The organism is Methylobacterium sp. D53M (assembly GCF_053345625.1).
Genome location: NZ_JBKFAL010000018.1, coordinates 111,368 through 121,859 on the forward strand (window position 1 = coordinate 111,368; position 10,492 = coordinate 121,859).

Consider the following 10,492-nt stretch of genomic DNA (forward strand, 5'->3'; position numbering starts at 1 on the left):
GGATGCGGGAGACGGGGGAGGCGGGTTAGGCATCGGAGGTCTCCGTGCTGTCGGCCTGGGGCTCGGCAGCAGCGGCGCGCTTCTTCCGCCAGGGCGCATTTGCCTCCCAATCGCCGGCCATGATGCAGCCGTAGGGCTCGACGGTGTCAGTCACCTCGGCGAGGTCGTACTTGGCGATCTGCGCGCGAACCGACGCGGCGTTCTTGTAGGCGCCCGGCAGTTCGGACAGGTCCGGCGTCCCGCAGTAGAAGCGCGCGTCGATCCCTTCCGGCCACGCGGGCTCGTTCCCGCGCAGGTATGCCGTGCGAGACAGGTTGCGGCCGGCGCCGTGCGGGGCGAAGCCAAGCGTCTCCTGCCGGTCGCGGTGCGCCGTAATTAGGATCGGCTCAGCCATGTTAAGGGGGATCAGCGTCCGCCCATCATCGTCAGCCGAGAAGCCGGACCATGAGGGCGTCGCGCCCTTACCGTGGTAGAACATCCCGTCGCTGCGCTGGAAGACGAAGTTGTGCTCGTTCCAGAAGCGGTCGGCAGCCTCGGACTGAAAACGGCCTAGCGCCAGATCGTGGATGGCGTAGTGGCTCTCGCGGGTCCACTCTCGGACGAGTTGCAGGGCTTCCCAATATGCCTGCCCGTCGCCGCTGTCGGCCTTGATCCAGGCATTATGCCCCGGCACCTCCGGCGCGATACTCGCCGTGTAGCGCTTCGCGAGCGCCATGCCCTTCTTATAGAGCTGCGCGCCGAGCCCGCGGGAGCCGTGGTGCGTGACGATGGCGAGCCGGCCTGACGACGCCAGCCGCCCGACATAGGCGAAGTGGTTGCCATCGCCCTGGCTGCCGAAATCACCGGCCGCCTTGCCCATCAAGTCCGACAGGAACGGGTTGCGGCTGAGCCTGAGGGCGAGCCGCAGCGGGAGGTCGATCTTGTCCTTGCGTCCGCCTGGCCCGAAGTGCGTCACCGCCTGCAGAGCGTCGAGCAGGGCCTTCGGGTCGCCATCATCGGCCAGCACCGTGATTGCGACGGAGCAACAGATGTCGGCCGAGTGGAAGCCGGGGTGGATCGCATCCTCGCAAGCCACGGCGCCGCCGACCGGGATGGTCCCCTCGGCCGAGCCTGACGGACAGGCATCCGGCATCACAGCGCCAGCCTTGATCGTCGGGACGCACATCAGCGCATCCATGTGCCTCTGCACGCCCGCGAGGTTGGCGCGCTCGGCATCGGTCTCCACGTCGAGGAACGTCGCGTAGGGCAGGCCCTCGCTACGCATCGGGATCATCACCGGTACGAGGTCGTGAACTGCCATGATGATCGTGTCGTCGGCCGCTCCTTCAGCCCGCATGATGTTCGCGACCCGGATGGCCTCGGCGAAGTGCTTGCCCGGCTTGAGCCCCCAGCCGACGAGGGTCTGGCCCGTGATCTCGCTCATCATTCTCTCCTTGTGTGCGGGGAGGGATTAGGCGGGGTCAGGCGACCTTCGGCTTCCGGCCGCTCTCGAAGTTCCAGCCGCCGAACTCGTTCTGCTTGATGTGGAAGTGGACGCCCTCGACCGGCTTCGCGCCGTTGCTGAAGGCGAACCACTTCATCGCCGCCTTGCGGGCCTTGGCCTCGGTCTCATGGCCGCGGATGTCGGGCTTCGTCTCGCTCATCGCTTCTCTCCTATCTGTGCGACAACTCCTAAGCTTTTAGCTCAGGCTTCTCAGTCAAACTATGCGGCAACCCGCTGGTTTGGCGACTGAGGGCCGTGTCTCGGCCCGAATGCACGCTGATGAACTATCATGGCAGCAGCTATATCACGATCTAGGGTACACCCGCATTCGCAGATGTGTTTTCGCTCGCTCAGCTTCTTTCGCTTGATGGCCATACAATCTGGACATGTTTGGCTCGTGCCGCGCGGGTCGACCATCACGACAGACGCACCGGCACTTTCAGCCTTGTACGTTGTGAGTTGGACGAGCGTGCTCCACGCCGCGTCATGAACGGACCGAGCAAGGATCCCTTTCTTGAGCCCGGTCATGTTCAGGTCTTCGAAGGCAATGCCCTGGTAACGCGCTACCAAGGATCGCGAGAGTTTATGCAGATGGTCGCGACGCTGACGCGCGATCCGGGCTGAACCAGCGGCAAGACGCGCCTTGGCCTTCAGGCGCCGCCTGCTGCCGCGCTGGCAGCGCGCAAGTGCTCGCTGGCGACGCCGCTGAGCCTTTTGCGCCTTGCTGGCGAAGCGGGGCGCCTTGATCGTTTCGCCGTCGCTAGTGGCGATCAGGCTGCTGAGCCCAAGATCAATCCCGACCGTCCCTGCGCCACAGGGCTCGGCAAACTCGGCATTCACCGAGAAGACGACGTACCACTTGCCCTGCTGGCGCGTGAGTATCGCGGTGCCAGGCTTTGCGTCTGACGGCAGATTGCGGTGCCAGACGACCTTCATCCCGCCTGGGATGCCGACGACGCCAACGCGCCGATCTCGCTTGATCGTTAGCCCGTCGCCAACCCGAAACGTTGCGCTATGAAACCGTGCCGACGCGCGGAACCTCGGGAAGCCGTGTCCGCGCCGGAAGAACGAAGCATAGGTCTGATCTAGCCGCCGAAGCACCTGGTCCAGCGCCGTGAACGACCACCGACCAATCCCCTCAGGATCGTCGGCTCGAATTGCCTTTACCTCAGCCGACTGCTGAACAAACCGAAGGGATAAGCCACGCCTCCGGTGCGCTTCGATCCGCTGCTGAAGCCCGGCGTTGTAGAGCGCGCAGAAGTCCCGCAGCATCTCGTCCAGCAAGCGCGCCTGCTGGGCGTTCGGTCGGATCCGGTACTTGTAGGAACGGATCGGCATGCCTGCGTCCCTTGCCCTCGATATGTGTGTATAATATGTATATTGAAGCAGAAGGCAAGGGGTAGTAGGCGGCGATGGCAGGGCTGATCGGGACAATTGAACGCGTGGCGAGACCGCGGAAGGACGCGAGCGGGGAGGCCGCCACGGAGCGCAAACAGATCGTCGCTGCGCCTCGGTGGGTCCGGCGCGTGGAGGATTGGCGGGCTAGTCAGCGGCCGGTCCCATCGTGGGGCGAGGCCGTGCGGATCCTGGTGGATGAAGCCCTAGACGCCCGCGAGCGCACCAAGCCCAAGCCGGACTGATCGCCCGAACCTCCGTCCCTCGGCAGCCCCTAGATCCCCTTACCCAGAGATCCGGGAGGGGAGGGGGATTGGGCCTGGAACGCCTGCCGAACATCGCGTGGGACTTTCGTGGGACTCTGCGTCACACGGCCGACCCTTCGGCGCCTTTGGTTGCGGTTCGTTCCGGATTGGGGGTTGCGTCCCCGAAACCAGAAAGCTATGAGCGCCAAGCCTCTTGAGGGCGTCGGAGTGTAGCGCAGCCCGGTTAGCGCACTAGTCTGGGGGACTAGGGGTCGTGGGTTCGAATCCCGCCACTCCGACCATTCAAGCCTTTGGGCAACAAGGCTCTGTCCTGGAACGATCGCTGGTCAGTCCGCGAGCAAAGGCGGAACGCGCGGTGCACGTGGGCACTACGGGCCACCAGAGCCACCCACGGTCTGTTCTCGGTCGGTGCATTCCTGGCGGCGACGGGTCGCCGAAGCCCACGGCCTCGAAACCGACCGTCTCGGCGCTTCGCGAGGCCGCCGAGTTCTCTGACGAGGCGATCGACTTGGATCCTCAGCAGCGCGGCCGGCGGCGGAGGCGCGCCTTCCCGACTTTCAGCGCCCGCAGGTAGGCGCGGCCGTCCAGGCTCCGCCCTGCCTGGGCCACCTCGGATCATTCCGCCACACGTCGACGAAGCGGTGCGGAGCTGCGGGTGCTGTCAGTGTGCCTGATGAGAACTCCCTTCCGCGCTGCCCAAACTCGCCATCGCGCGACGCGGCGCGGAGGGTCAGGATCGACGGCGCTGGCGCCCGGCCGATCTCAACCCCTGCACGCCGACACGCGCCGAATCCGCGACCTCTCCGGACTCGTGATCACGGGACCTGCGGGAGGCGCATCTCCTTGCGGAAGCTCTTGTCGAAGGCGGTGGCCGGCACGAAGCGGCGCAGCAGGCTGACCTGCCTCGCCTTGGGGCCCGCCGTGTAACGGCGCTTCGGGCTCGTCGCGGTGGCGGCTTCGACGATGACCTTCGCCACGACCTCGGGCGCATCGGCGGACTTCATGACCTCGCTCAGGAACCGGTCCCGACCGGCGCGCTCCGCCTCGTAGATGCCGAGCGGCGCGTCGGGGCGCACGAGGTTCCGGTCGAAGGCCGTCCGGGTGAAGGCGGGCTCGACGAGCACGATCCGGATCCCTTGCCCACGAACCTCGTGGTCCAGCGACTCGGAGTAGCCTTCGACGGCGTGCTTGCTGGCGCCGTAGAGCGCCATGTAGGGGGCCGGGATCAGGCCCTGGACAGAGCTGACGTTGACGATCCGGCCGCCCTTCTGCGCGCGCATCAGGGGAAGCACGGCGCGGGTCGTCCGGATGACGCCGAACAGGTTCACGTCGAACATGGCCTGAGCCTGCGAGACCGACGATTCCTCGGCCGCGCCGCTGATGCCGAAGCCGGCGTTGTTCACGAGGAGGTCGATCCTCCCCGTCTCGCCGAAGACGGTCTCGACCATCTCAGTGACCGATCTCTCATCGGTGACGTCACAGACGATGGTGGCCATCCCGCCGTCCACGGCCGGAGACGCCCTCCGGCTGGTCCCGAATACGCGGTAGCCCGCAGCCTGAAGGGCCTTCGCCGTTTCCAGCCCGATGCCGGACGAGGCGCCTGTGACCACCGCGGTCTTGATGCTGCCCTTGCTCATATCGCCCTCCGATCCACGCGGCACCTTGCCCGCTGCGACCCAATATAAATTATGATCATCATTTTTGAAAGCAAGCCAGATCCGAGGGCCTCGCCAATCCGGCCCAGGGTCTCGGAGGATTCATCGGCGATCTCCGTCATGGATCGCGAGCGCGGGCCGGTCGGTTCGAGGATCCTGCCGAACTGCTCCTCGGGTGCTCCCAGCACCGTCGCCTGGAGATAGGCGGGCGCCCCGGTCATCCCGAAGGAGACGCGGCCCCGGGACGCGGACGCCGTTCGCCTCGGAGGCGCCGGCACCCATCGGCCTCGTCCGCGTCGCAGGCCTCGTCTTAGCGTCCCGAATTGGCGGCCGCCGTGAGGCTTGGCGGAACAGGGGATGTGCTCGGCGCGGGCTCCGCCAGGAACATCCGGCCGGTCGCGAAGGCGGCCGCGTTGACGAGGCCCATGGCGAAGAAGCCGGCCGAGAGGGCGACGAACATCCCGACCAAGCCCAGCCCGAGCCTCGCCGCGATCCAGGCTCCCCCCAGGGCCACGGCCATCCGAAGGACGCTCGCGGCGAGCGGCCAGCCGACACGCCCGGCCCCCTGGGCTGCGAAGTAGAGGGCGAGGCCGGCCCCGAAGAATCCGTAGAACGGTCCGACGACGCGCAGGTAGGTCGAGCCGGTGGCGAGCATCGCCGGATCGTGCCCGAACAGGCCGAGCCACCCGGCAGGATGGAGGGCGGCCGTGAGGCCGATGGCCTCCGTCAGGACACCCGCCACGAGGGCGCCGGTCAGCGCGGCCCGACGGGCGCGTGCGTGCATCCCGGCCCCGAGGGCGGTCCCGACGAGGGCGGCGATCGGCGAGCCGAGCCCGAACACCAGGGGGACCAGCAGGTACTCAAGCCTCGCGCCGGTCCCGTACCCCGCCACCGCTGCCGGTCCCGCCGTCCCGACGAAGCCGGTCGCGGCGATGACGGTGACGTTGGAGGTCATGCTGGCGATGCCGGAGAGCAGGCCGACGCGCAGGATCTCGCGGGACGGCGCCCAGGTCAGCCTCGGCGGACGAGGGCTCGGGCGCAGGACACCCCGGCCGGACCAGATGTAGGCGGCGAAGAGGGTGGCGCCGACGGCGTAGTAGGCGGCGAAGGCGACACCGCCGCCCACGACCCCGAGGCGGGGGAACGGCCCCCACCCGAAGATCAGCGCGGGCGAGAGCGGGATCAGCAGGACGGCCCCGGCGCAGGTGACGCCGGCCGGGAGCGCCATGTTGCCGGTCCCGCGGATCACCGCCGCCAGCGCGTTGAACAGCCAGATCAGGATCGCCGCGCCGAACACGACGGTCGCGTAGGCCGTCGCGGCCCGGAGCGAGGCACCCGTACCGCCCATCGCCGCGTAGAGGCGCGGTCCCAGGGTCAAGGCGAGCAGGCTGGTCACCACACCGAGGCCGAGGCCGATGGCGGCGGCGTGCCACGCGAGCAGACCCGCCGCGTCCTGCCGACCGCCGCCCAGGGTGCGCGAGACCGCCGACTGGATGCCGCCGCCCATGCCGCCCGCGGACAGCATCTGGACGAGCATGACCACCGGGAAGACGAGCGCCATTCCGGCGAGGGCGTCGGTGCCGAGCTCGGCGACGAAGTAGGTCTCGATCAGGCCGATGGAGGTCTGGACGACCATGACCGCGACATTCGGCACGGCCATCCGGGCCAGCGTCGGCAGGAGAGGGGCCGTCAGCAGTCGGCGCGTCCTGATGTCCATGAGGGCTTCCTCGTCCGTGACAGCTTCGGCGGCCGGCTACGCGATGCCCGAGGAGCGGACTCGGGAGGTCGGGTTCCCTCGTCCGGCTTCGGGGGTATTGAAAAGGAGCCCCGGCCGGCCATCCGAGACCCGGATGTTGGCGTCGACGATCGTCACGATGGGGCCTCCGAACTGCCCAAGGCCCTCGATCTCGGCACCGCTACCCTCGACCATCCCCGCGGCCGGCGCGACCTCGGAGGCCTGGACCAAGGCTGGCTTCAGGATCACGGAAATCCGGGCCGGCCAGGCCGGTGCGTACGATGACCAGTCCGCATCCATCGCCGGCTCCCCCGCGGGCCCTCGACGGTTTGATATGACGCCCATAATTTATTATGATCGTCATCTATCGTCAACGACCTTCCCGTCTGCCAAGCGAGGCTTTCTTGGACAATCGGGCCGCGCATCCCGAGCCGGCGGTCGGCGAGGCCCGGCGCCCACGCGAGGTCCTCGAAGCCCGGGGCTTTGCCTGTGTCAGCGCCGATCTCCCGGCCGTCGCGACGCGCGGTCGTCACGCCCTCCCTGGTCAAAGGGATTCTGCAGAACCTCGAGCCTTTCGCGACGCCCGATGCGCTGAACCCGATCCTGGCCCGCTTGCCTGCAATCCGCTCGCAGCAGTGCGGTGACACGGCAGCTGCCGCAGCGCCCGCACTCGGATGCCAGAGTGATGATGGCAGGGGTCAACGCGTCTTCTTCGGCCGACACGGAGGGCACATCGCGTCGCGTGCCGCGGTGCTGGTCGACGGTCCGGCAGGCGTGGCGTTCCGAAAGACCGTACCTCTCTTGGATGTCTGCAACCGCCTAGCGGCGTCGTTCGGATGCTACGAGGCTCCGGCCGCCACGTCCGCCAACATCTGCTTCTTCAAGGTCAGATCGGCCACGAGCCGCCGCAGCCGAGCCTTCTCGCGCTCCGGATCCTTCATTTTCCGAGCCTGATCGACTCGGAGACCGGCGCACGCCTTGCGCCAGCGTGAGGCACTCTGCTCAGAGATCTCCGCTTCCGCGCACGCAAGCGCCAAGTTCTTGCCCCGGGCTGTCTGCACCTCGATCTGGTGCAGCTTCGGCGCGACCTGCTCCGCGCGCGTCGTCCGACCGCGCCGCCTGTCCGGCTCCTCCGGTCCTGGCAGATCCTCTCGATCAGCTCGGTCCGAAGGCGGCCGGTCAGGTCAGCCTGGACGCAGGCCGGGCGCCGTCCTCGTCGGAGGCTTAAACCGTCCCGCCTGCCCACGCGTCGACCGGGCCTCGGCATGCCCTCGAGGCTACCGCCTTCAGCCCCGTCGGCACCGTCGCGCGGGACGTTCTCGCTGCTGCTGCACGCCCGCCGGGGCTCGAATCCGGACGGGCCGTCCGGTTCGCCGGTCGGAGCTTTCCTGTCTCGCCCCTAGGCCTTCATCTCGGCGAGCATCTTCGCGCCCTCGGTCAGAAAGAACGCCTTGATCTTCGGGTTGCGGACCCGCAGGGCGCAGTGCCTCGCGATCTCGCTCATCGACCGGTTCTTCGGATTGTTGAGGAGATCGGTCAGGTACGTCTGAGCCTGGGCCTCGGTGTCGATGGTGAATGGCTGGGGGTCCACGAAGCACCTCTCGCTTTGACCTGCCCGGCGCGCCGTGGCGCGCCTCTCGATGCCCCGCCGACCGATGAATGGCGAGTCCGTGTCGAGCGCCCTTAGCGCGTCGCCTGCATATCGATGATCGGGCCGCCGATGTCGAAGAATTCGTCGTCGGTGAACTCTGCCAACTCGATCTCCTCGCGCGGACGCTGAAACGGCAGGAACGCGGAGATCATTCCGAGACACAGCGCCCCGGCAATCAGGACGGCCAACAGCGCGAGGGTCATGGTCAACATCGGAACGCAATGCGATGTCAGACTTATAGAACGGTAATCTTAAAACTTGCTTTCGGTGCATGGGATACCGCCCGGTAACCGCGGGCCGCGAACCTGCCGCTGGGCCGCGTTGCGTATCGGCTCGGCTCACACGCTGGTGAGATCAGGCGCTCCCCCGCCCCGTGAGCAGATCGGGGCGGGGCCGAGCGGACTTACGGACCGAGGGACGGGCCGCCCGATGTGCCGCCAGTGCCGGGCGGCCCACCCGTGGGTGTGCCGCCAATGTTGACGCCCGGCGTCGTGCCCGGGATCGACGAGTTGCTCGGGTTGGCCTCATTTCCACGGGTGACCGGGCTCGGTCCGAGATCCCGGGCACCCGGGCCGGCACCTCCGGTTGTCGCCGGCGGGGCGACCCCGGTGTTTCCCGCGCCGCCCGTCACCGTTTGCGCTGAGACCGGCGCGGCCAGGGCGATGGACAAGGCTCCTGCGAGCGCCGCGAGCGTGCGAGTCATGAAGTCGTCCCTGCGATTGCTGTGGCACAGGAACGGTTGATGTCGAGGGAAGTTCAGGGACGGGCGCGTCCATCACCCGCGCGCCATTCGCCAGCCCGCGGCCTCGATCTCGCGGCAGAGTAAGCGCTCGCCGGAGCCCGTGTCGATCACGGTCCGGTCGTAGTCCCTGCTTCCGGGAAGCTGGTCGATCTCGTCGGCCTCGCGCGGGATGTCGCCCTCGATCGCGCAGACAGTCCGCGTGAGCGCTGCCGTAGGCGCCGCGGGCTTCTCCATTTCCGGCCGGTCTCGACGCCACTGGCGCACTCGGCACGCTTCCAGTCCGACGGCGGATGCGGGTCCCGCAGATCAACCCGGTGCCGCCGTCGGTGACCGAAACGCGGCCGATCGGTAAACGCTCGGATCAGCCCGCAGCGATGAAAACCGGTCAGCCTGACCTCACCCGCAGCCTGTTCCCTCGGCGACAGCGCTATCGAGGGGGGCAGCAACGGCGGTCCGCATCCCGGTGCACCCCGAGGGTGACTGATCTGAGCAGGCGTCTCGCTGCTCCAGAAATAAAGAGTTCGTCGCGGGACCGTCGAGCATTTCGCCTGTGCGAGACCACCATTCGCGCTCGAATGTATCACCACGCGACGTTATTTAGTTGCAGGCCCGCGCATTGGCCGCGATTCCAGCTCAATCGAACAATGTTATATCATCATCGACGGGTAAATTATTACTGAATTATCATCTGGCCGACATCGAGGCTCAGCGTATGGAAATATAGATCCAGCTCGTCCGGCTGAATTCTGCAGTGGCCCCTCACTGCTGCCGGAGGGAGCCGCATTCCATGTGCATCGTGAGACAAAAGTGCAAGTGCTCGACCCGCGTTCGGTATCAAATCGGGCAATCGCTTGGTTCACGCAACAAGTGCGCGCATCCGGTCGTGCGCTGGATCGGCTTCTCTAAACGTCGACGTAGTGAGATATCTCGTAGACGATCTGTCGGACAAGAAAGAATCAGCGTCATTCAGTTGAGTTGGGCACAGACATTTGGTCGACCGGTCAGTGTAGCGACGACCGGAATCGTTCAGCCTATGGCAACGGTGGTGCCGTTCGAATCGCCCTCGCGTTGACCGGCTCGAAGCCGATCGCGAGACGAAGAGACCGTTCTCGAGACGGCCGGTCTGGGGGTTCGCGGCCAAGGGGCGCAGCTAACGATCAGCCCTGCAGGCTGTCGGCGACGTCGTCGGGGATCTGCACCCCACTGTCCGGAAATCGTGACGCTCTCCGCCTCGCCGGTCTCACCGCCGGCCACCACCTTCTGCGCCGCTGCGCCCGGCATCCGGCGTCCGGCATCCGCTTGGCCAGATTCTCGGCCTTCTTCGCCACCCCGCTCCCGGCCTGCGCCGGCGTCCTGTCCGCGGCCGACGGTTCCTCGAAGGCGCGCTGGAACTGCCCCGCTGGCGCGTGCCGAACCCACCCGCCACCTTCCTGCGGCGTAGCGCGGGCTCGTCAGGGAGGGCGCCAGCAAGTTCGCGTTGCGCACCCCGCGTTGCGCGACGCAAGTGAGCGAACTGCCGGTTGCGCACTTACAGGGTGCGCACCGTCCGGCTTCGCGACGGCTTG

Annotated in this window: 9 protein-coding genes, 1 tRNA gene and 2 pseudogenes; 2 read left to right on the forward strand and 10 right to left on the reverse strand. The window is 67.2% G+C overall.

Annotated features, from left to right (window positions below; all coding sequences use genetic code 11):
• Nucleotides 1–25: 25 nt before the first annotated feature.
• The 3 genes from ACLBYG_RS22650 to ACLBYG_RS22660 are packed head-to-tail and all read right to left on the reverse strand — an operon-like array spanning nt 26 to nt 2,821.
• Nucleotides 26–1,423, reverse strand: coding sequence for an RtcB family protein (locus ACLBYG_RS22650; protein WP_447682991.1), 1,398 nt, complete (start codon nt 1,421–1,423; stop codon nt 26–28).
• Between the two features lie 37 nt (nt 1,424–1,460).
• Complete coding sequence (locus ACLBYG_RS22655) at nt 1,461–1,643, reverse strand: hypothetical protein (RefSeq protein ID WP_447682992.1); 183 nt, start codon at nt 1,641–1,643, stop codon at nt 1,461–1,463.
• A 59-nt stretch (nt 1,644–1,702) separates the two neighbouring features.
• A complete protein-coding gene (locus ACLBYG_RS22660) occupies nt 1,703–2,821 on the reverse strand; it encodes an RNA-guided endonuclease InsQ/TnpB family protein (RefSeq protein ID WP_447682993.1) in 1,119 nt (372 codons plus the stop codon).
• Between the two features lie 526 nt (nt 2,822–3,347).
• On the opposite strand from ACLBYG_RS22660, the gene ACLBYG_RS22665 reads away from it, so the two are divergent.
• Nucleotides 3,348–3,425: transfer RNA gene (locus ACLBYG_RS22665), tRNA-Pro, on the forward strand.
• Nucleotides 3,426–3,959: 534 nt separating this feature from the next.
• Here ACLBYG_RS22665 and ACLBYG_RS22670 read toward each other — a convergent pair.
• From ACLBYG_RS22670 to ACLBYG_RS22700, 7 genes and pseudogenes are all read right to left on the reverse strand, one after another.
• Nucleotides 3,960–4,781: an oxidoreductase gene (locus ACLBYG_RS22670; protein WP_427509048.1), complete on the reverse strand. Its 822-nt coding sequence runs from the start codon at nt 4,779–4,781 to the stop codon at nt 3,960–3,962.
• Between the two features lie 328 nt (nt 4,782–5,109).
• Entirely contained in the window at nt 5,110–6,516 is a 1,407-nt protein-coding gene (locus ACLBYG_RS22675; RefSeq protein WP_447682994.1) for an MATE family efflux transporter, read from the reverse strand.
• 36 nt (nt 6,517–6,552) lie between these two features.
• Nucleotides 6,553–6,834 (reverse strand): hypothetical protein, encoded by a 282-nt coding sequence (locus tag ACLBYG_RS22680; protein WP_447682995.1) that lies wholly within the window; start codon nt 6,832–6,834, stop codon nt 6,553–6,555.
• Nucleotides 6,835–7,095: 261 nt separating this feature from the next.
• Nucleotides 7,096–7,679 (reverse strand): annotated as a pseudogene (locus tag ACLBYG_RS22685) (IS3 family transposase); the annotation flags it as partial.
• A gap of 254 nt (nt 7,680–7,933) precedes the next feature.
• Nucleotides 7,934–8,125, reverse strand: a complete 192-nt coding sequence (locus ACLBYG_RS22690; RefSeq protein WP_020095026.1) for a hypothetical protein — start codon at nt 8,123–8,125, stop codon at nt 7,934–7,936.
• A gap of 92 nt (nt 8,126–8,217) precedes the next feature.
• Complete coding sequence (locus tag ACLBYG_RS22695; RefSeq protein ID WP_331298099.1) at nt 8,218–8,388, reverse strand: hypothetical protein; 171 nt, start codon at nt 8,386–8,388, stop codon at nt 8,218–8,220.
• A gap of 572 nt (nt 8,389–8,960) precedes the next feature.
• The gene (locus ACLBYG_RS22700; RefSeq protein ID WP_447682996.1) at nt 8,961–9,161 is read right to left on the reverse strand and encodes a nuclease; all 201 of its coding nucleotides are present in this window, start codon (nt 9,159–9,161) and stop codon (nt 8,961–8,963) included.
• A 1,107-nt stretch (nt 9,162–10,268) separates the two neighbouring features.
• On the opposite strand from ACLBYG_RS22700, the pseudogene ACLBYG_RS22705 reads away from it, so the two are divergent.
• Nucleotides 10,269–10,381: pseudogene (locus ACLBYG_RS22705) on the forward strand (LexA family protein); the annotation flags it as partial.
• Nucleotides 10,382–10,492: the final 111 nt, after the last annotated feature.